Genomic DNA, 21,737 nt, shown 5'->3' on the forward strand with positions numbered 1-21,737 from the left:
ATTCAAATTGGTATCAAATATAGCCCACCGAAGTCCCTAGAACAGCAGGCTATGCAATCTTTGGAAAGCAGCCGTCGCTTCCTATCTCGAAATTTAGTTTCACTTGGTCAGCACATTAGAGGGTCACTCTTGGGTTACGGAGTTGCTAACCCCAAGGGTGAAAAAGGGTTGAAAGCATCAGTTCAAACTGTTTCAGATGGAGAAACAAATATCCCTGCTAATGTCATCGGTGTGATGGCTATCCTTTGGGAGCAATACAAGCAGCTTAAAAATGAGTTGAAGGATTTTGAAAAAGAAAAAAATGCTTTAACGCGACAAATTGAACCGTGCAAAAGGTTGATGAAAATTGAAGGTGTTGGCGAGGCCATTGCAGCTATGCTTTACACAACGTTAGGAGATGGGAAACAGTTTAAAAATGGCCGTCAAGCTTCTGCGTTTGTTGGGCTTACACCGAAGCAACATAGTTCGGGTGGCAAAGTATTCATGATTGGTATTGATAAGAATTACGGTCTCTGCTGTATCTAGGCGCAATGTCGCATCTTGGAAGGTTACCTGAAAAACCGAGAACGCAAAAAGATGCTTGGCTGCGTCAGATCGTTGAACGGATTGGCTTCAAGAAAACGTGTATAGCACTGGCTAACAAAATTGTTAGAACTGCATGGGCAATACTTCGATATGAAACTGAATATAAACCTATTTTACTCGCAGCATAATGACCATAATAATTTAAAATTTTACAAAATGATGATGCATAAAAGGTAAGACCAACCTACTGAAAACCTGGCCAAAGTGTAATGCTAGAAAAGCTGTTAAGCCGATAGGACGTAAGCGTCTGGGCAACACCACCTAGCTACGCTTAATATTCCATGGCAGTAATGCGTCAATATCATTCGGGTTTTCAGCAATCTGCTGTAAGCAGCTTGCGATATAATCATGCACGATGAGATTATTCGCTTTCGCTGTTTCAACCAAACTATATAAAATGGCACTCGCGTTAGCACCTGTATTGGTGTACGAGAATAACCAGGCCTTACGCCCTATCACAAAGGGCTTTACTGCACGTTCTGCGCGATTATTGTCAATGCTCAATCGACCATCTTCAAGATAGCGCTGGAATTTTTCAAATTGGTTTAAGCTGTAGCTAATCGCTTCGCCAAGTTTGCTTTTGGGTGGGATTTTTCTTTGTGCTCGATGAGCCAGTCATATAATATTTTTACAATCGGCTTGGCTTGTGATTGCCGAATGGTAAATTTGTCTTCGACTGATTTTCCTTTAATGCGTTTTTCTATTCCATATAACTTACCAATTAAATTTAATGCGACATCCACTTTCCCTGTTTTCTTTTTGCTTTGTACCTTTTTAACATCGATGAATTTACGGCGGATATGCGCAAGACAGGCAACCAATGTTGCTTGCGTTGATTCATAAGCTTTATATCCATCAACGTGCATGTAACCTTGGTAACCATCAAGAAAATCGATCGTACATTGGGCTCTACGACTATTGTGATAATCGAATAACACTATATTGGTGTTACTGCCTAATGCATCTGTTCCACAGCAATATACCCACATATAGCTTGTCGCTTTTTCTGCTTTGATTACTTTTAGTGGCGTCTCGTCCGCATGTATACTTGGCTCTGCGATCAATGTTTTTTTCAAGCGCATGTATAAAGGTTCAAGTAATGTTGCGGAACGTAATATCCAGCTCGACATTGTTTGCCGACTCAACGTGATGCCGATGTCACTCAACATTGTTTCTTGTCGATAAAGCGGTAAACCAAATTGATATTTACAGGTGATGATTTGGCTCAACAAGCTCGCGGTAGCAATACTTTTAGGGATTGGTGTCGCTGGCATCGGGGCCGTTTTCACATCACTTTCAATCCCATTTTTTCACAATGTCGGCAGGTATACTTCGGGCGAATGGTTTTGATAACTTTAATATGAGCGGGGACAAATTCAAGGCTTTCGCTGCTACTTTCGCCCATTTTATGTAAAGGATTTCTGCAACAATCACATATTTTATCCGTGTCATCAATATCAATGATAACGTCTTTTCGTGGGAGTTCTGGCGGTAGTGGTTTACGCTTTGGTTTTACTTTTTTTTCTGTTTCGCTCTCGGGTGTGACGCTTGTTAATATTTGGTTGTCTTGTTCATCAAGCGTGACTTCGGCTTCATTGAAAATTTCATCGGCACCAGGCATTTTTTCTGATTTTTTGCCGTATTCGTTAGCCAGTTTTATATTATAACGTTCGAGTAATTCTTGATAAATAGCGTCTTTTTCATTGAGCTCTTCATCTTTTTTGATGATGACAGCCTGCAACTCAAGCAGCATTTTCTTGAGTTGTTCAGGGTCGTCTGGTAATAAGTTCGCATCAAGTTTCATCTGCTCATTTTAGCAAATTTATCAAAATGATACCGCATTTGACGGTAATGAGTATAAAGGGGGTGCGTCAACGATCGTTGACTACTAGATATGACAATTTCAATCGCGTTAGATCATCGATTGATACTGTAACTCTTGGTGACCAAGCACATCAAATCCTGATAGCAGCCACTTAAATTGTTCATCCGTTAATTCAAATTCATTGCAATCGATGTTACTCGGCCATTTGAACTTTTGCTTTTCGAGGCGTTTATACCAAAGCGCAAAACCAGTCTTATCCCAATACAATATTTTTAGTTTGTCTTTGGCTTTATTGCAAAATACAAACAGTTCTCCCGTGTAAGCGTTACGATTAAGCTCATCTTCAACAATGGCTGCTAACCCATTTATTGATTTACGAAAATCGACGAAATCACGATGTAAAAAAACGGCGGATGGTTTAATAAAGAGTTTCATTAGCTTAACTCACGCAGTATTTGAGCCAAGTATGTCGCGGGTGTTGCTGCAGGAAAACTGACGTTTGCCTTACCAACCGTGAGTGTGATTGATGGCTGCTGCTCTTCAATAAATTCTATCTGCTGGGTCACTTTAGCGCGAACAAAGCTGTTGGATGTTAAGCCTAGTTTTTTCTTGAAAGCGTAGAAACTGGAGCTTGGCAATTGATGTTGTTGGCAGTAATCGGATATCGTTAAACCACTGGTTTGTTGATTTTGTATTAGGGTCTGCCATTGTGTTTCGTTACGCGTTATTTTCATTGTTATTTCCTTTTGTTTGACTTGGAAGTAACATAACTGAGATCAGAAATTAGATGAAGGTGTTGTTGGCCAGACGCTTACAGTGTTCGGGTGCCAAGTGTGGCTACACGTTCATTGTTGATCTGTTATTGATTGGACGAGTTCGGAAAATGCTAGTGGAAAGACAGTGAGAATTGTTTGGATAGGCCTGATGGAAGAGGTTAGTTAGGCATATTGACTTGAGAGCAATATGCCTAGTGTTCACTTATCGATAGTTGACGTCAGAAAATACAACGCTTGTTGTGTCTCCAAAGCCATTTTTCTTCAACCGATATCTCAAATTCCATAATGCAACCCGCCTATCTTGTACTTTAGGACCAATAACAATTTTTGATGACGCATTTTTAAATAAGAATGGTGTTGTTTCACAATATAGTCGCCCAGGCTTTCTCTCGTCTAGTTTTACGTCATCTAAAGACATTGCTTGAATTACACGGACTTCTCTTTCTGTTGAATATTGTTCATCCTTATATAGATACATAACTTCTAACAAAGTGGCATATAATACGTAATAGATTTCATTTTTAGCCACTTCATTAAGTTTTGATAATTTATCCTCAATTTTTTTTAAGGGGATATTTAATCTTTCAATTGTTTTTAATTTATTTTTATCGTCATAGAAAACATGGAATAAAATAGGAGGTGTATTTGGTTGAGTATTAAGGTGATTTTTTTGTATATCATTCATATCTATATGTTTTGCAAAGGTATCTAGAGTTTGCCGGCTAGAAATTTCTTCTATACCACCGCTTGGGAAAGTCGTGACAATACTAAAGCCGTCACCGTCATTACCATATGCGCGCCATAGGTCTAAACGGTCAGATGATTCAGTAAAATAAAGTGAGTAGATAGATGGAGGCACTGAATTAATTGTGTTCGTTTCATTTGAAAAGATGGTATTTTCAAAAATATCATTTAAAAATACATTAGAGTTTTCTGAACTAGTACTTTTGACATTCATCAATGAACGTCCTTCAGTTGGGTCATTCATATAATCTACATTATACAGTCTTAGTACATTATTTTCTTTAGCTGTTTCCGGGATAATATTTTCAATAGCAGGCCACGAGGTAAAATGAGCTAGAGGAGACTTTTTAGTGTAAATATGACGTTCTTTGATAGCCCTAATGGTATCTTCTAATTCTAAGAAGTTGTCTTCTAATTTATCTAATTTATCTAATTTATTAAATAATTGGGCGATTAATTTATGCGGCATATGCAAAGCAGCCCTAGCATGACCTTTACCTGCAGCTTCAGTAAATAAGCTTATTGATTTTTTTCTGTCTTTAAGAATATCGTCATGGCTATATATTAGGGCAAGGTTATAAATGGCATCTAAATTATCTAAGGTGCTGGCTTGCTGTAATAAATCAACAGCTTGATCCATGTTTTTAATTACGCCATTACCATTTCTATACATTCCGGCAAGAGTATTCATGGCATTTGAATTACCTAACTTGACGGCTTGCTGGAATAACTTTACAGCTTTCTTTAGATCCTTTGAGATGCCGTCACCATTTTTATACATCACAGCAAGGTTATTTGTGGCATTTGAATTATTTAATTTTGCACCTTGCTGGCACAGAGCGAATGCTTTGTCTAGATTCTGCTCAACACCCTCACCATCCTTATACATCATGGCGAGGTTATTTATGGCTTCGTCATAACCTAAGTCCATAGATTTTTGGTAAAATACGGCCGCCTGTTGTAAGTCTTGCTCGAAGTAATCCCCAGTTTGATACATCACAGCAAGATTATAAGCAGCTTTTGCATTACCTAGGTCCACTGATTTTTGGAGCAGAATGGCTGCTTTTTGCTTATTTTTTTCAATGTGTATGCCGTCATAATTCATTAAAGCAAGGTTATACGCTGCGGTTGGATGATTAGCATCAACGGATTGCTGTAATAATTGAGCTGATTTTTTCATGTCTAACGGTACACTATCTGCTTTAAAGTACATTTCAGCCAGATCGTAAGCTGCATTTCCATTACCTGCATCAGCAGCTTGTTGTAATAGCATAACTGCTTTTTCCGTGTCTTTTTTGACCCCATCACCATTTTTATACATAAAAGCAAGATTATTAATGGCAAATTTATAGCCTGCGTTAGCAGCTTCCTCAAATAACTCGGCTGCCTTTTCCTTATTTTTCTTGACGTCAGTACCGAAGTAGTAATTTATAGCAAGATCAAAAATTTCTTTTGCACTCATGTTACTGGTTCCATTACCACTCATTCTTTATATCATCCGATGTATAATTTTAATTTTATTTCAATAGCTTGAATTATATATTAAATGTGTTCGCGCACCAATAGGATTCACTCCTCTTCGCCTACCGCGTTTTCGCAATTTTTTTGCGTTTTTGACATGACGATGGACACGCTGATATTGCTCAAGCCTTATTTATAAAGGATCTTAACGATCATTTAAGGATCGCTAATGTCAAAGTTGTGACATTGTTTGCCACTAAATGACAGACCACTCAGGTTTATCTAAGCGATAAACATTAATTTGCCCCAATCAGTTAAGTGATGTTAATTTTATGAAGTTTTTAACGAAAGGTTTAGAGCCTGAAAAACGAATCAATCTGCTTTTACAGTTAACCAAAATTGGTAGTGAAAATATTAAAAGTGCATTGGTTGACCATCTAACTAAAGGATTAGCTGAAAATGATGCAGCCATGTTGAATGATGTATCACAACAGAACTTTAACCGGGCATTAAAGCGATTGAATGGTGTTGCTGGTGTTGTTGAGCAGATTAAAGAGATGGATTGGAATGATAAAGTAAACGCTTGATTTATTATTAAAAATAATTATAGTTGCAGGGTCGCAAAAACGATTTAGATCACTCGGCCTTTATCAGGGCGAGTGACATCCTTATAAAGGCCATTTTATGAGGACAGTACGATGCTTGAAGTAGTAAACAACTCACCATATTCAAAAAAAGCCTATAGTGAAAAAATAATAGAATGGCTATTTAAAGAAAAGAGAATATCAGGGCCCACTAAAATACATGGTTCTAAGTTATTTTCAGGTGTGAGAGCTCAACTAAACTGTAATTATCATTATTTGTTTATTGCAAGTAATGGCGATTACCTTTTTTTTCATAAAGATAGGATAAAAGAAGTTTTTAGTGACGATATTTATTGGCAGATAAATCATAAAGAAACTGGATATGAGTATTCATCGGCCCTGTAAATGATTCTGTGTAATTACAGTTTTAGAGATGATCTTTTAATCGGTCTTCAAATTCAATGATAAAACGATTCATCGCTGCTTTCCAGTTATGGATCGGCATTGACCATTTTTTTGAAGCTGAACGGATCGCCAAATACACTACTTTTTTAGCTGAATCATCGCTTGGAAATACCTTCCTGTTCTTAACTGCTTTACGAATAACGCTATTGAGCGATTCAATGGCATTCGTTGTGTAAATTGCTTTTCTGATATCCTTAGGATATCTGAAAAACGTATTTAGATTCTCCCAATTACTAATCCATGACTTTGATATTTATCATCCCAACGTTCTGAAAATGCATCTCGTTCCATTAAGGCTATATCTTCAGTATCTGCCTGATAAATTCGCTTAAGATTTGCGGTTACTGCTTTATAGTCTTTCCAGGATACAAATCTAAGTGAATTTCTAATCATATGTACGATACAAAGCTGAATATGGGTTTCTGGATAAACTGTGTTAATTGCATCTGGAAAGCCTTTCAGGCCATCTACACACGCGATTAGGATATCCTCAACACCACGATTTTGTAATTCTGTTAATACATTCAGCCAAAATTTAGCGCCTTCATTCTCAGCGAACCACAAGCCTAACAGTTCTTTTTCACCGTCAAGATTGATGGCTAAAGCGAGAAATACGGCTTTGTTAATGACGCGATTGTCTTGACGTATTTTAACTACAATACAATCTAAATAAACGATAGGATAGATGCTATCTAGCGGTCGATTTTGCCACTCGTTAACTTCTTCCATTACAGCGTTGGTTACTTTGGATATCAGGGTTGGAGAAATCTCTGCGTTGTACATTTCTTTAAAGGAATCAACAATATCGCGGGTTGTCATCCCTCGGGCGTAAAGGCTCAGGATCTTATCATCCATCGACGTAAAACGTGTTTGGTTTTTCTTCACCAGCTGAGGTTCGAAGCTACCTTCACGGTCTCTTGGCGTATCAAGTTGAAATTGACCATCTTCAGTTTTTAGCGTCTTGGAAGTATGACCATTCCTATAATTTATTGAAGAGTCTTTTTGGTTTTTTTCATAACCAAGGTGCTCGTCTAACTCTGCATTGAGCGCTGCTTCAACGGTGATCTTAGTTAACATTTGACTAAAATCGAGTAGATCTTGTTGGGATTTCAAGCCTTTTGCGGCTTCCTTTGCAAAGGCTTCAAGTTCTTGCTTTGTCATAATTACCTATCCTTAATATGATTAAGTTAATAATAGGTAATTACACAGATTTCGGGACAGGGCCTATTCATCGTTTTCACCACGTTATCTTAGGTTGCATACAAAAATTGATCAAGCGTGTTTTAGTTTAGTTAATTAAATTAAACGACAGCACTGCCCAACGCAGTGCTGTGTACTAACCCTTAACCTTGTCTCCCTTCATCCCCCAGAACGCCCTAAACAATCGCATTAACCCCAGCGTTGAAACAGCAATCCCCACAATTACAAATTCAAAGTACCAGGGCGCGCCTTTATAACCCATCGCCTGCCAACCATCAGCCATATACGGCTGCAGCTGTGGCACAAAGTGGGCAATGAATAATCCTAAAAACACCGTAATAATAATTTCATCCATTATCGATTCGCGCCGGTTCTTCAACACCTGCAGATCATAATCAGCGTCGTTACCTTCCTGGTTAGCCAAGCGTTTAGCTTCCGCATCCAACTTGGCCAACTTAAGGTTACCTTCTGCAGTCGCAATCGATGCCGCCATTTCTGCCGCAATACGTTTACGCTCGCGATAGCTCCCCGACAAATCTGCAATCGGTGCCGAAATAAAACTAAATAACGAAGTAAGCCAACTCATGATTTATTCCTCATAATAATATCCAAAAAGTGCTTAGGGTCTTTTGATACGGCTTTAGCCAGTGCATTTAAGCCGGTTAAAATATGCGGCGCAACATACGCCGCAATGCCAATAATCCCCGTTTTTAAATCATCATTCAGACCAAGCCAAGTGCAAAAGATTTCCGCAATGTAAGCTGACAAAATGGCCATCAGCACCGACATAAAATAATGAAAAAAGGTAATACGGGTACCAGACATATACATTTGCGTTGCCGCGGCCAGTAACGACAACAAACACAGCTGCCCCCACTGACGAATAAAAATAATCAGTTCTTCCATCAGTCTTCACTCCTCGGGTTTAAGTCGGAATACTCTGGCACTGAAAATTCAATATGCAGTGCCGCGGGTAAATACTCGTTAATCTCCATCATATCTTGCTGCATAGGCACCACTTCATTGTTGTAATACGCGCGAGTGATTTTATCTAGGTCACCAAAGCCCGGACTATCACCGGATGTTTGCCCGCTTAATGCTTCTTGGGCGCGATGCATACTCAACATATCGTTTAACGTCATCTTCTTAATGCGCTCAAATTCATCCTTGGTCGATATATCACCCACCGGAATAATCTTAATTGCCTTCTCTGCATCAGCCTTACCACTGCGGTTATTAATAAACAGACTGCGGAAATTACCCACACCGCGAGAATCTTTGATCGCTGCTTTCAAATCATCTTCATCTTCGGTCGATAAATTGGGATCCGCCATCGAAAAGATAAACCCCATGTGTGCGCCGTTCTTGTAATACTTACGGCGGAACAGGGTGGCATCTTCATTCAATAACGCAGACTGAATACCGCCATAATATTGAGGGATTCCATAGATACCCTGGTTCGGGTCGTATTCTTTTAGGTGGATAACTTCGCCTTTCTTAAAACGCAGGACCTTGCCATTACTTAACCGTTGCGCATAAACACCAGGTGTCGAGGTATAGCGCATAGATAGCGCAGGTAAATGCCTTAATTTAATGACGTTACCGAATGCATTTTTAATGATCTGCAAATATGCATTCGCCGCCCAACAATAATCAAACGCAAACTTCTTAAAGGTGCGCTGCGTTAATAGCGCATTAGGCTTAAACCATTTCAAAATCATATTGCGTTTAAAATATAAAATAGGGCCATGTTGGGCATTTACCCGTAGCAATTTAATCAAGCCGGCTAAACTCACGGGCGGTGAATATAACCCATCCATATCTGCGTAAAGCCCGATGTATTCGGTCATGCGATTGTCTAAACACGGCTCAGGGTCACCAAAGCTAAAGGTGTCGATAGATTTGCTTTTAACCGGTTCAGTGGTCGTACTCTTAGTTGAATTCATTATGCGGCATCTAATCCTATTGATGTTCTGGTGCTCGAGCTGTCACCAGATAATGGTTCGTAAATCATGGCGTGCATGATTGCCCAGGCAATATCAGCATGGCCTGTGGCGGCGGTGCGGTTGGTTGCATAGCTGATTTGGTCACCAACCACTTTCTTGCGAATGTTAATAAAACTGCTGGCAACCATTACTGAGCCTTCATCGAATTCAAAACGCTTCTTGCCAATGACATTAAGCGCCTTAATCACCATCTTGTTTTTATTGTGTGGGTTGTAATGGATTGGCATCGCCAGCGGGAAGAATTTTTGAATGAGTTCAAACACACCCAAGCCCATACCGGTGGTATCAACCCCGATATGCACAACATGGTATTTAAGGGTGAGTTCTTTAATTTCACTGGCCATGGTTTCAAAATCGTTACCACTTAAATTAAGTGATTCCAACAACCTGAATTTATCATCAGGTCCAAGCGGTAAACTTAAGACCACCACCGAGGCAATGTCTCGCGTTCGCGCAGGGTCAAAACCAATAACAACTGGCTTCATGGCATAAGGGCGTGACCAAGTTGGGTCAAAGTCAGTCCATTTCTTACTATTACCCACGCAAGCCATCAGCTGCTTAAGGCTAAACGCACTGTGGGCATCATCAATAAACTTGCACATAAAGAGATTATCAAACTCTTCTTTGGAGTATTCATTCTCCAGCATGCTGATATCAATGCGGTCAAAGCCTTGTTCCACCACATCATAAACATTGAGCTTTTGACGCCAGATACCATCATCACAAAGCAAGCCATGTTTTAAGGTTTTGCGGCTAACATCGATGGCAAATTCGGGATCATTACAGGCTTTTGTTTTTCGGTACCAGCGACCATTCCACAAGTCATAAGCTTCATGGCTGGTTACCGATGGGGTACTGAAATAGGTAATACGAAAATCTTTGTGGGTCGCCATTGCCTGGGCAAGACTGCGTAACTCTTTAAACTTCGGGATCCAAAACACTTCATCAATATACAAGTCGCCAGATGCCGATTGTGCAGTCCTGGCATTGGTTGATTTGAAATACAGTGTTGTTGTCTTGCCTTTGTTACGCATGGTCAGTGGTGAGCCGCTTAGCTCAATACCAAACTGTTCACGACATAAGGCAATAATATTGGCTTTGAATATCTCCGCCTGGTCCCGCGATGCTGAAATGAAGATCTTATTACGACCATTCACCACCGCATCATAAAACGCTTCAAACGCAAAATAGAAAGTCGCGCCGATTTGGCGTGGTTTAAGAATAAAGCGGCTACGATAATCTTGATGTTCAAACCAGTGTAATTGGTGTGGGTAGAGCAGGTTGTCTTTGAGTTCGTCCAGCATTTCTTTGGTGATACTAGATACATCATTTTTAATCTTCTTCTGGCGCCTCTTACTTTTACTGGTTCGCTCACTGGTTTGTTCATGTTGGGGAGCCGCAGGCGCATTACCGTATTTTTTCGTTATACCGGCACTGGGCAAGCGAGACTGATTTAACGCACATTGCTGTTTGGTCAGAAAATCCAGTTCTTTATAATCCGCTTCACTCTTATCGTCACGATCTGCCAATAACACAATACGTCGTGCAATCGCTGTCTCGGCATTAAGCGACGGGCACAACTCATTCCAACTGCCATCATCCGCCCAACGTCGTAATGACCTTGCACTCGGCATACCTTCAATTTGTGAAATTTCATCAAACGTCAGCCCACCAAAAATATAATGGTCGCGCGCCGTTTTAATAATTTCGGTTGTATATCGGGGAGTCCTCGGTTTCATAACTGGCCTGTTGGTAAGAACAAGCGCCAAGTTTATAACCCTAAAACACGTAATTCTTTAAGAAAATTTCCGCGTTATTCCGCTTTCGCCAAGATCGGAATAACGCGGATTTAATGTGATGGATTAAGGCCTGTTCTGCGGGCAAAATTGATTTCACTTAGTTCAACTTTGACATTAAACAGGAAACAACATGGCTCAATTACGCACTATTCCACTTGCCATTGCCGCCATGGGGTTAACGGTAGATGGTCGTGAAATATCAGAAAAAGATATCGACGATATTGTTACCACCTACAACTATAAAAAGTACGGCGCACGCATCAATTTAGACCACGAATGTAATTGGTCAGGTTGGACTGCGAAGAACCTCAGCAACCTTGATATTAAGGGCGGTATGTTGGGTGATGTGATCGGATTAAGCACAGGTGAAAATGAAGACGGTATTAAAGTGCTATACGCCGAACGCGTCATTTGTTCAGTTGAACCAGGCTGTGTATTTCAGCATTGAGATTGACCGTGATTTTATGAAGTCAGGACAAACCTATTTAACGGGGCTTGCCGTAACGGATTATCCCGCGAGTACCTACACCGACCGCATTCACTTTGGTCAAAAAGACAACACTAATCATACACCCTCAGATACTGACCTATTAAAGGTGTCATTAGCGTTAGAAGAAGCGGCCAAACCCACCAAGAGCCTGTTTAAAAAACTCTTTAATTTTAATAAGGATGATGACGACATGAACCGCGAAGAATTTGCCGCCGCAATGACCGATGCGCTCGGTGGCCCATTGCTGAAATTTAGCCAAGCGCTCGAAGCCAATACCCAAGCAACGCAAGTGCTCTTTGCTAAACAAGGCACTGCGTCAGCACTGTTAGATGATGTGAATACCGACAAGTTGACCGACAAAAATGTTGATAAACCAACTAATGTATTTATTTTTGGTATTAGCCCCAATTTATCAGATTATTATTTACAAGTTGAATTTTTATTAGAATTAATTAATGGGATAGAGTCATTTGAAATAAAAGATCTTGAAAATAGAAAATCGTTCTATCATTTGATGTATTTTGAGAAATACCTTTATTAAAGATAATCTTGATGATATGGCGCAGGAAGACGTGTTTGATGATTTTAAACTTAAGTACAGATATAGTCTGTAAGCCCATCTAGTTGGAAAGAGTCTACATAAAGATGTTAATTATTTTTCGTTGATATAAGGTCGCTAGTGAAAAATTATATTATGCAAATACGTCCCTTCAACAAATAGCCTCAAAATCTAGGGAGTGACATCAACCACGATATTCCACTCATTAGTATCCAATAAAATACAAACCGCCATGACACCGCCATGATATATTTTCTAGAGAGCTCTATGTGTAACTCAAAGGGATATTTGAGATAAACGGGATAGAGCGATGCTGCGATAGAAAGTATGATTATGCTTAAGGTGACAATGAAAAACATGAACGTACCTATTTTAGCTGGAGTGAAATAGAACTAGAAGAATTAATAAAAGAACTTAGAGACCAGTCAGTTGTTCAGGCACCTGGATTGTTAGTGCTTAACTAACCTGAAGACTGGAAGGTAATGCAAGTTTCAAAACTTAATAATAGTGGATACCCATTATTGAAATGTTGGTTTAATACTAAAGACTATGCCGAGAAAAATAGGGGGCGTGTTGTTTTTGGTTGGGTAATATTTAAAGAATAGGACTTTCTTCAGGCGCAACACCACGCGATATGGACTGATGATAATGGCCAGTATTTAGATGTTACACCTGATAATATCGATATAGACGAAATATACTTTTTAGCCGACGGTCGTACCCCATTCGATTATACAAACCATGTAGGTCCAGTTAGTTTTTGGTTCAATCCTAGCTCTAAGGAAGGCTTATGAAGAGCTAATGAGCAGCGAGTTAAGTTTAAGGTTTTGGAATGTTAATCACAGTCTGGCATTGTAAGAAATAGCTAAGCACTAGCTTGAAAACACTTAACAAGAAAATAAAAGATCGCCCACAAAGACGCGTGTGCTGGACCGTCGCTGCGCTCCGGCCCTTTATTTTGGCGTTAATTCATTTCTCTTAGCTCTATTAAACATAATGACAGACTGAACTGAGGCGATTAAATGATGGCCAACTGGTGACTATACACAACCACATGTGGATATGTGCGAAGAAGGGGGAATTCAATAAGTCACCCACAATTAGCTAAAATAGGTAAATATAAGCTAATAAAAAGACCTCAATGAGGCCTTATTTTTAGCTTGCTAAACGTACATGAGGTCGACATGTGAGCACGGATAAATAATAAGTAAGTACATTTAAGTGCTTGAATCTAATGTGAAAATACCTTCTGGTGATTTTTTTATTTATGCATTTTCCAGTTTAATTGTCTATATTATTAATAACGAGGTTGAAAATATTAAGATCTTATCTTCGCTAATAATTCGCCCTCAGGATCAATTCTGTATTATCTAGGAGCATTAGTGATGGAAATGTTACGACCTCATAATGGAATCATAATTTTAAAGATACCTACCGATCTTGATACTGAAAACGTTGTTAGCTTACAGCCGAGGTTGGAAGCATTAGTTGATAAACATGCTGAAAATATAATTTTAGATTTTACCAATGTTTCCTTTATCGACTCAACAGGTATTGGTGCTATTGTTTTTTTATTTAAAAGACTTACCTCACAACGCCGTACGCTCTCCTTACTCAAAGTATCTGGCCAGCCCTATAAATTAATGACCATGTTACGTGTTGAAAATGCAATTCCTTTTATCGAAAATATTACTGAATGTGAGAGTAATCGCTCGGCATAATTAAATGCCGTAAGGTATTGAATGAAACAACTATTGCTATGGATAGCTATTTGTATGTCTTTATCGGCATGCACAAATTGGCCTAAAGAGGGCTATTTTGATAATGTAGCAAGACATACAAAGGAACGAATATATTTTAAACAGCATTATGATTATTTGAATCTACATTTTTCAGTGGCCAAATTACGAGGCGCAAAAACGTGTATTCCGGCATATGTAAAAAAAGTAGAAAGAATTAATAGTCGTGTGGATAAATCAATTTCGATTGAAGATCTGAAACATGTAAAAGTCGAAATTGCCATTCTAGAACAACATATTACTGATGTAATTGTTCATCTAAATAGTACTAGTAGTAATACCAATTGTGCACTGCCCCCTCAATTATTGACGTCTAATTTTGTTCACCCTTTGATTTATCAACTTGATCTTTTGTTATATTGCGCTCCACAATTTGAAGAGGGTAACGCAATTATGACTGAATTGTACAAAGTGTGCCTTCGGCAAGTCAGTTTTTTACTGTTAGATAATCCTAAAATTATTATTCAATATACTAAGTATAAGTTACTTAAAGAGCCCACAAGTCCAAACATAGATGCGTTAACAATTAATTACAGCAAAAATATTCTTGTTCATAACGTCGATACCATTATAGATAGATCGAGTGAAGTGATAGCTGTTTCAGCTAAGAGTAATGATGAAGATTATGATGATATAATGCGTCAGTATTTACTCTTTGATCAGGTACCAAGCGTGAACGTTCAGCTATTATCTCAATCACAGTTAATCATTGAACAACAACATACTCCAGCTCAAATTCATGAAATTCGTATATCTAATACCAAGCCTAATAATTATGCCGAGGGGGAATTCGCTACCAGTTTAGGTAATGTTGAATTACTTAATTTACGCACAGATGTGATCCTCAATTATGTCTCTAGTCTAGCTGCGAACCCAAATCAAAACAAAGTTGCATACGAAGAACTAAGACTTGGTGCGATACCACCATTAGCGCCAGTAATTAGCACGCTTATCTGGCAATCAAAGAATAATAAAGAGGTAGACCATAAAGTTAAAAACTGGCGGTTTTTGTTGAACAGTGGTGAATTATTTAGTGATGCGGCGTTGCCTAAAGGGATCACTTTATGAAATTATTCTGCTGTCTTATGTTGTGCTTTACTTTTTTGTCTGCATCATCAATAGCGTTTTCCCAAAGTGAGATTATCGATTCGGGAGATCAACTGTTTATTTTTATGCCGGGTGAAAAAGAGTTCGAAAAACCGTTTCAAGTAGATGCAAGTGGATTTATTCAACTCCCCGAAGTCGGGCGAATACATGTAAAAGGTAAAAAATTAACGGTAGTATTAGAAGAGTTAAAGCAATCTTTAAGTGTGGTATTTCGTGATATATCAAAGCTGTATATTGAATTTAGAGCACGAGAAAAACTAGTGACAGTATTAGGTTATGTAAATGACCCGCGTGAGGTTGTGCTGCCCGAACTTGGGAATGTACAGATGGCGTTAAATAAAGCTGGCGGGATGTTAGCTGGTGCTCAACTCGATAACATGCAGTTACAACGCGGTGGTAACATTATCATCTTTAACTTTAAGCGTTATCTGGAAACAGGCGATGAAACGCTACTTCCGGCACTCAGGTCTGGGGATATTATCTTTGTACCTTCGTCACCATTGACTGGCAATGTGCAGATGATTTTTGATGCAAGGTCATTAAAACTAGGTGGCGACGCAAGTGATACTCAAAAAGCGGTGACTGTTTTCGGTGAGGTGAATGCGCCCGGCACATTTTCCTATGTACCAGGAATGTCTATCATCGAAAGTTTGATGAAAGCAAATGGTGTGACACGATATGCCAACGTTGGTAAAATCAGAATTATAGGGTCTAAAGAACCACAGGTCTTCGACTTAAAACATTATCTAGATACTGGGGATATCTCTAAACTACCGAAAATAAAACCCGGTACGACTATTTTCGTGCCTATTCAGGTCGAAGATATCAAAGTTGGTTTGCAAGTTGTTTACGTCATGGGGCAAGTCAACAAGCCGGGGGCTTATGAAGGCCGTGAGGGTATTACCTTTATGGATATGCTCGCCAATGCAGGTGGTCCTAATCGATATGCCGATACACAGCAAATTCGAGTGCTTAAAGTGAATGGTGAAACATTCCGTTTTGATCTAAAAAAATATTCCGATGATCCTGCAAACAACCCTTTTCCAGACATTGGCGGTGGGGATGTTATTTTCTTACCTGAAAAAGCCGATATGATTGAGAAATCATGGTTAATTGAAGCACATAATGAAGCAATTAAAATCATTGGTGCAGTGAAAAATCCCGGTCGTTATCAATGGGATGATGATATGACATTTCTTGATCTATTAGGACACGCTGAAGGCCCAACTGAAAAGGCAGACTTAGCAAAGATTATTATTATTGGCAATGATGGTCTAGGTAAACGGCAAATTTTTGATTTAGAGCAATTCATGAAAGTGGGTGGTGACTATTTAACTCTGCCACAGTTATCGGCTGGTGACACTGTCATGTTCACAGAACTTCCGGATGATCCAACTGATAATAAATCGAAATGGATTAAGCAAGAATCTGAATCTTCTATTTACATTCTTGGCGCGGTTGGCTCGCCTGGGCGGTATGCTTTTAACCGTCGGTTAGACTTTTTAGATTTATTATCTGCTGCGGATGGCCCGACCAATGATGCTGATATTAAACACATTAAAATAACGCATCGAAATAGAGTATATGCTAAAACATCAACACTTGATCTTGATATGTACTTTGAGACGGGTGATGAAACGCTATTACCACAAATATTACCTGGGGACACGATTTATATTCCTGCTAAGAGTCAGCAAGGGGTCATAAATAATACGACTAATATAGTGCAGGTATTAGGCGCTGTGCATAATCCTGGTCGTTACAAATATGATCCTTCACTCGATATAGTTGGCATATTAACCATGGCCGGAGGTCCTACTACAGAAGCTTATATCGATCGCATTGTCATTGTTACTAAAAATGGGGAAATGCAACACACGGCGCGTACGTTTAATATGAAGCATTATTTTATCCAGCCTAACTATCGTTATATTCCAATCATACATGCAGGTGATACCATTTATATTCCGAATGAAAAAGAGTCTAATTGGAGTCAGTTAATGGATATATTAGGTAGTGCCTTGAGTGTCGTTACACTCTTTATCGTAGGCTCTTCGTTATGAATATATTACCGGAAACATTTATAGAAATAGAACAAATATATCAGTTGATTATGAATGAAAATATTAAGTCTTTAGCGGTAAATTGCGCTCAAGGAAAGGAGGGTACTACTGAGTTAGTTTTAGCGCTTGCTCGGCGTCATAAAGTGTCAGGCAGTAAAGTTCTAATTGTCGATCTCAATACATTCAAACCAGCAATCACTAATGAATATGTTAAAGCAAAGCAGCCATGGTCCCTTGATGAATCTGATTTACCAAAGGCCCGCATAACTGAATTTTCGGCCAATATCGATATTTTACCCGCCCCAGAAAGTGGACAAGATCAAAATATTAGCTTCCGAGATGAAATAAAGCTCAAAAATGCGATCAAATTTTGGTTACAACACTATAATTTTATTATATTTGATACATGTGCAATTACTCGGACAAATTTTTCGAATATACCTGGAGAAGTTATTGCTAGGGGCTGTGATGCGAGTTTACTGGTTATCGCACCTGGTATTTCGCTCGAGAGTCACGTATTAAAAACAATTGATATTTTTAAGCACAATCATGTGAAATTACTTGGGGCCGTGATCAATGATGTTAAGTGCCCACCGCTCGATATGCAATTAAGAAACTCAGTGCGTAGGCGACTAAAACGTTTCCCGATGCTTAAACAATGGTTGCTTAATCGAATTTCTAATATTGATTTACTAAAAGGAAAATTTGGCCGTTGATGAAAACACAACTATTCGCCAAGCAATATCCATTAAAGCTTGATTCAATTAGTGAGGTTCGACGTCTGTTATCCACATTGTGTCACCAACTCGCTTTGGAACAAGCTGAAATTGATCGAGTGACGTTAGTGTTAGCTGAGTACCTCTCGAACCTTTATTTCCATAACCAAGGTTCTGCTAATTGGTTTCGCATTCAGCTCGCAGGTATGAAAGGAAATTGGTATTTTGCAGTTTCTGATAGTGGTGATAGTTTTAACCCCTATAAGGTGGATGTTAATGACATCTTCAACGGTCAGTTATTCACTGGCGGTATGGGATTAGCATTAATTCAAAAGAATAACCGTGCTGGTTGTTATACGAGTAATGATGGGATTAATGAGTTTATTTGTCCATTAACAGAACAAACAAAAAAATTAACCGTGGTTGTTGTTGATGATGATCGAATCCTATTGTGTGCATATCGAAGTTTTCTGCAACATGAATTTGTGGTGCATATATTTTCGGAGGCTGTTCTGGCGCTTAAATTCATTGAACATGAAGACTGTGACCTCATTATTGCAGATATTCATATGCCTGAAATGTCCGGATTTGAATTTCGGCTTAAAGTTGAATCCTTTGATAAGGGGGTTTTAACGCCATTTGTGTTTTTAACTGGCGATGATAATGTATTAATACAAGAGCAGGCCGCTGAGGTATCGATTGATGGATATTTAATTAAACCAATAACTAAAACTGCATTATTAACAGTTTGCACTCGTGTGATAAGGCGAACCAATCAGCTGGCACTACATTATCAACAACGCGTGGTGGAATTACTTAGTCGGCCATTCAAACCCTCATTACCATCAACGGCTGATGATTGGCATTTTTCATTAGCCCATACACCAGCGAGTGAAGGTGGGGGGGATTTTGTATTCTTTCATGATTATGGCGATAGTAAGTTACTTATTTTAGGTGATATTATGGGGCATGGGCCTGTCGCTAAGTTCCATAGTTTTGCGATTATGGGCTACTTAGAAGGTCTAATTACATCAACGCCTAAATCGCCCTCTGAATTATTGTCGGGTTTGTCAAAGAGGTTATTTCTAAATCAGCTACTAGAGAGCAGTATGCTTACGTGTATTGTTGTAAAATTAACTGGGAATCAATGCGAAATCGCGACCGCAGGGCATCCTCAACCCTACTTGTTACACAAAACGGGTTATGACGTAATTGATTGTAAAGGTACTGTATTAGGACTTTTGCCAAACGAAGAATATTCAGCTGTTACGATACAATTAGAACCAGATGAAAAACTTTTTTTCTATTCAGATGGTATTTTTGAAAATATAGATAGAAATTGTGATGGTATTGACAGCATACTCACTGGCATCAAAGGCACAACCGCTCAGAATATTCTGGATCAGCTATGGTTAAGATTTGAATCTCTGTCACCAGAACCGCTTAAGGACGATGCAACGGCAATCGTCATTGAGCTAAATAATAACTAAGTTATAAGTGTAAATATCAAAATATGAGGTAGTGAAATGGAAAACACAATTATAAATGAATCCGTATTCTCTCAATTACTCGTTGATGTAGGCGAAGACATGTTACCAGCGCTCGTTGCTGTGTTTAATGAAGAAACAACAGAACGAATTTCAGACTTACAAGCTTTAATGGTGAATATCGATAATAATAAAGTTGCGCAGAGTTGCCACAGCATAAAGAGTAGTGCAGGTACATATGGTGCGTTAATCGTGCAACAGCATGCTGAAGAATTAGAAGTAATGGCAAAATCAAATAGTACTGGTGAAGTACAAGTGAAATTACCATTATTAATTAGTAGTCTACAAGATGCAATTAATGCACTGGCGTTAAGATGCGATTAACAACCGATTCAATTGCCTCTTTTAATTTTACCCGGTCGTGATAGTTTTTGTTCACGTGTTCACGTAAGTCGTGAACATAGGTAGGGTAAGTCAACGCTGATTGTTTATCTATATCTTGTATTACGGCATGAATGAGTGGAAAGCCTAGCATGGTTTCGCACCATTGTAAGCGTTCTTGTAACGAGATGGTTGATGCCGGTCCTATCTCATGCTCTAAGTTACCTATGTAAATTACTTTTGCATTTGTTCTGCGTAAGGCTTTTTGTATATCTTTAAGCAAAAGTGGTGGCATGATACTGGTTAGAAATGAGCCTGGACCCAATAATATCAATTCCGCTTTCTCAATTGCCTGTACAGCCTCTAATGTTGCCGCAACATTAGGTTGAACGGTTAAATGATTGGGGAATGCCTGCATTTTATCAACGGATACTTCCCCATGAACGTTATTACCACAAGGTGTGACCGCGATTAAGTCACTAGGCTGTTCTGACATTGGGATAAGTTGGCATTCTACATGTAACATATTACGAATGAGGTTAACGGCGTCTAGTGGCCGTACACAGAGATTATCTAAAGCGACTAACATTAGATTGCCTAGGTTATGGTTTTTTAACTCACCTTCGTTTTGAAAGCGATATTCAAACAACAAAGAACCAATATCAGGCTGAGTGACTAACTGATTAATACAATTGCGGAGATCACCCCAAGCGATACAATTCTCAGAGTGCCTGAGTCGACCTGTCGAGCCGCCATTATCGGTTGTGGTAACAATACCAGTCAATCTTGGACCCAGAAATGAAAGTGAAGAAAGTACGCGGCCTAGTCCGTGACCACCGCCAATAGCGACAACTTTATCAAGGTCTGAAAGTGATTTTTGCAACATATGATGGATCAAACTTAAGTGAATTAGATGACATCATATCTTTAAAATAAATATTTTGGTATGACGTTATCTAGATTTGTTTACTTAACACGCAACCTTTTAAAAGAATAAATTATTTTGAGTTATCGAGCATATTTTTATCAATACGTTTATGTTGGCATTAATTCTTTAAGTATTGCCACGGTGCTGTTGCAATCAGACTGTTGCAATAAAAGTTGTTTCTCTGTTACTGAAAGTGGTAATAATTCTAACCATCGTTGCGAAACCCAGCTTATATTCTCCATTTCTTTTAATGCGTGGAGTTGGTTTATATCTGCGTGTTGTACATATATCTCTGCCAATTTGTCAGCTAAATAATATTCTTTTGGTGTTATCTCTTGATCTGGCCAGTTGCTAATGTAGTGAACGTTGGCGGTTTGTAACCCATCAGATTCAGTCTTTATGACGTCAATAATAAATCGCTTGATACCTTCGACATTAATGCCGAGAAATCCGTCGTCTAATGTATAAAAATCAATGATTTTAACGAAAGTACCAATCGGCGATATCCGTCCTAATGGTCCGTCTTGATTGGGATCTATCATGACAATGCCAAATCCAGTCATCGCTTGTGCGCTTTCTTTAATCATGCGAATGTAACGAGCTTCAATAATACGTAAAGGAAGCCTACCGTTAGGTAAAATATGAGAGGGCAGTGGGAATAGTGCGATTTGAGTAGATTGCAAGAGTGGACCATTCGTCATTGGAAGTATAACTAATAATAGTCTTGTTTAAATACTCTGCATCTTGGATTTTAAATTGGAT

The 21,737-nt window shown here is 38.9% G+C and carries 20 protein-coding genes and 3 pseudogenes; 10 read left to right on the plus strand and 13 right to left on the minus strand.

Annotated elements, in window-relative coordinates; translation table 11 throughout:
• A partial coding sequence (locus tag HRT96_RS17250) for a transposase (protein WP_293159203.1) occupies positions 1-525 on the plus strand: 525 nt, incomplete at its 5' end.
• Positions 526-846: 321 nt separating this feature from the next.
• Here the strand turns inward: HRT96_RS17250 and HRT96_RS21995 are convergent.
• The 6 genes and pseudogenes from HRT96_RS21995 to HRT96_RS17270 all read right to left on the minus strand — a co-directional run bounded on the left by HRT96_RS21995 (position 847) and on the right by HRT96_RS17270 (position 5,392).
• The gene (locus tag HRT96_RS21995; protein ID WP_366931184.1) at positions 847-1,044 is read right to left on the minus strand and encodes a transposase domain-containing protein; all 198 of its coding nucleotides are present in this window, start codon (positions 1,042-1,044) and stop codon (positions 847-849) included.
• 9 nt (positions 1,045-1,053) lie between these two features.
• A pseudogene (locus HRT96_RS22000) lies at positions 1,054-1,859 on the minus strand (IS66 family transposase); the annotation flags it as partial.
• 11 nt (positions 1,860-1,870) lie between these two features.
• Positions 1,871-2,389: an IS66 family transposase zinc-finger binding domain-containing protein gene (locus HRT96_RS22005; RefSeq protein WP_366931183.1), complete on the minus strand. Its 519-nt coding sequence runs from the start codon at positions 2,387-2,389 to the stop codon at positions 1,871-1,873.
• A gap of 108 nt (positions 2,390-2,497) precedes the next feature.
• Positions 2,498-2,845, minus strand: a complete 348-nt coding sequence (gene tnpB / locus HRT96_RS17260) for an IS66 family insertion sequence element accessory protein TnpB (protein WP_112712075.1) — start codon at positions 2,843-2,845, stop codon at positions 2,498-2,500.
• On the minus strand, positions 2,845-3,144 hold the full coding sequence (locus HRT96_RS17265; protein ID WP_293159208.1) for an IS66 family insertion sequence element accessory protein TnpB: 300 nt from the start codon (positions 3,142-3,144) through the stop codon (positions 2,845-2,847). Before HRT96_RS17265 ends, tnpB begins: the two co-directional genes overlap by 1 nt.
• Before the next feature lie 244 nt (positions 3,145-3,388).
• Positions 3,389-5,392: a DUF2971 domain-containing protein gene (locus HRT96_RS17270; protein WP_293159210.1), complete on the minus strand. Its 2,004-nt coding sequence runs from the start codon at positions 5,390-5,392 to the stop codon at positions 3,389-3,391.
• A gap of 331 nt (positions 5,393-5,723) precedes the next feature.
• On the opposite strand from HRT96_RS17270, the gene HRT96_RS17275 reads away from it, so the two are divergent.
• Both HRT96_RS17275 and HRT96_RS17280 read left to right on the plus strand, forming a co-directional pair.
• Positions 5,724-5,978 (plus strand): PapB/FocB family fimbrial expression transcriptional regulator, encoded by a 255-nt coding sequence (locus HRT96_RS17275; RefSeq protein ID WP_293159212.1) that lies wholly within the window; start codon positions 5,724-5,726, stop codon positions 5,976-5,978.
• A gap of 111 nt (positions 5,979-6,089) precedes the next feature.
• The gene (locus tag HRT96_RS17280) at positions 6,090-6,380 is read left to right on the plus strand and encodes a hypothetical protein (RefSeq protein WP_293159214.1); all 291 of its coding nucleotides are present in this window, start codon (positions 6,090-6,092) and stop codon (positions 6,378-6,380) included.
• A 22-nt stretch (positions 6,381-6,402) separates the two neighbouring features.
• On the opposite strand, the pseudogene HRT96_RS17285 reads toward HRT96_RS17280, so the two are convergent.
• The 5 genes and pseudogenes from HRT96_RS17285 to HRT96_RS17305 all read right to left on the minus strand — a co-directional run bounded on the left by HRT96_RS17285 (position 6,403) and on the right by HRT96_RS17305 (position 11,385).
• Positions 6,403-7,601: pseudogene (locus HRT96_RS17285) on the minus strand (IS256 family transposase).
• Between the two features lie 175 nt (positions 7,602-7,776).
• A complete protein-coding gene (locus tag HRT96_RS17290) occupies positions 7,777-8,226 on the minus strand; it encodes a hypothetical protein (protein ID WP_293159216.1) in 450 nt (149 codons plus the stop codon).
• On the minus strand, positions 8,223-8,546 hold the full coding sequence (locus HRT96_RS17295; protein ID WP_293159218.1) for a phage holin family protein: 324 nt from the start codon (positions 8,544-8,546) through the stop codon (positions 8,223-8,225). The genes HRT96_RS17290 and HRT96_RS17295 overlap by 4 nt, the downstream gene beginning before the upstream one ends.
• Positions 8,546-9,586: a phage portal protein gene (locus tag HRT96_RS17300; RefSeq protein ID WP_006032002.1), complete on the minus strand. Its 1,041-nt coding sequence runs from the start codon at positions 9,584-9,586 to the stop codon at positions 8,546-8,548. The genes HRT96_RS17295 and HRT96_RS17300 overlap by 1 nt, the downstream gene beginning before the upstream one ends.
• Positions 9,586-11,385: a terminase family protein gene (locus HRT96_RS17305; protein ID WP_293159221.1), complete on the minus strand. Its 1,800-nt coding sequence runs from the start codon at positions 11,383-11,385 to the stop codon at positions 9,586-9,588. Before HRT96_RS17305 ends, HRT96_RS17300 begins: the two co-directional genes overlap by 1 nt.
• A gap of 190 nt (positions 11,386-11,575) precedes the next feature.
• Between HRT96_RS17305 and HRT96_RS17310 the strand changes: the two are divergent.
• The 7 genes and pseudogenes from HRT96_RS17310 to HRT96_RS17340 form a co-directional block, all read left to right on the plus strand.
• Positions 11,576-12,281 (plus strand): annotated as a pseudogene (locus HRT96_RS17310) (GPO family capsid scaffolding protein); the annotation flags it as partial.
• Positions 12,282-13,879: 1,598 nt separating this feature from the next.
• Entirely contained in the window at positions 13,880-14,215 is a 336-nt protein-coding gene (locus tag HRT96_RS17315; protein ID WP_293159223.1) for an STAS domain-containing protein, read from the plus strand.
• A 21-nt stretch (positions 14,216-14,236) separates the two neighbouring features.
• Positions 14,237-15,361 carry a hypothetical protein gene (locus HRT96_RS17320; protein ID WP_293159225.1) on the plus strand — a complete coding sequence of 375 codons (1,125 nt, stop codon included), beginning with the start codon at positions 14,237-14,239 and terminating at the stop codon, positions 15,359-15,361.
• A complete protein-coding gene (locus HRT96_RS17325) occupies positions 15,358-17,463 on the plus strand; it encodes an SLBB domain-containing protein (RefSeq protein WP_293159227.1) in 2,106 nt (701 codons plus the stop codon). The genes HRT96_RS17320 and HRT96_RS17325 overlap by 4 nt, the downstream gene beginning before the upstream one ends.
• Complete coding sequence (locus HRT96_RS17330; protein ID WP_293159229.1) at positions 17,460-18,179, plus strand: chromosome partitioning protein; 720 nt, start codon at positions 17,460-17,462, stop codon at positions 18,177-18,179. The genes HRT96_RS17325 and HRT96_RS17330 overlap by 4 nt, the downstream gene beginning before the upstream one ends.
• A complete protein-coding gene (locus HRT96_RS17335; protein WP_293159231.1) occupies positions 18,179-19,669 on the plus strand; it encodes a SpoIIE family protein phosphatase in 1,491 nt (496 codons plus the stop codon). Before HRT96_RS17330 ends, HRT96_RS17335 begins: the two co-directional genes overlap by 1 nt.
• A gap of 36 nt (positions 19,670-19,705) precedes the next feature.
• The gene (locus tag HRT96_RS17340) at positions 19,706-20,050 is read left to right on the plus strand and encodes an Hpt domain-containing protein (protein WP_293135465.1); all 345 of its coding nucleotides are present in this window, start codon (positions 19,706-19,708) and stop codon (positions 20,048-20,050) included.
• Here the strand turns inward: HRT96_RS17340 and yvcK are convergent.
• Positions 20,022-20,933, minus strand: a complete 912-nt coding sequence (gene yvcK, locus HRT96_RS17345; protein ID WP_293159233.1) for a uridine diphosphate-N-acetylglucosamine-binding protein YvcK — start codon at positions 20,931-20,933, stop codon at positions 20,022-20,024. The two genes, HRT96_RS17340 and yvcK, sit on opposite strands and share 29 nt — an antisense overlap.
• Positions 20,934-21,082: 149 nt before the next feature.
• Positions 21,083-21,658 (minus strand): LON peptidase substrate-binding domain-containing protein, encoded by a 576-nt coding sequence (locus HRT96_RS17350; RefSeq protein ID WP_293159235.1) that lies wholly within the window; start codon positions 21,656-21,658, stop codon positions 21,083-21,085.
• Positions 21,659-21,737 lie beyond the last annotated feature (79 nt).

The sequence above is a fragment of the Moritella sp. genome, from assembly GCF_013215705.1.
Taxonomy (GTDB): domain Bacteria; phylum Pseudomonadota; class Gammaproteobacteria; order Enterobacterales; family Moritellaceae; genus Moritella.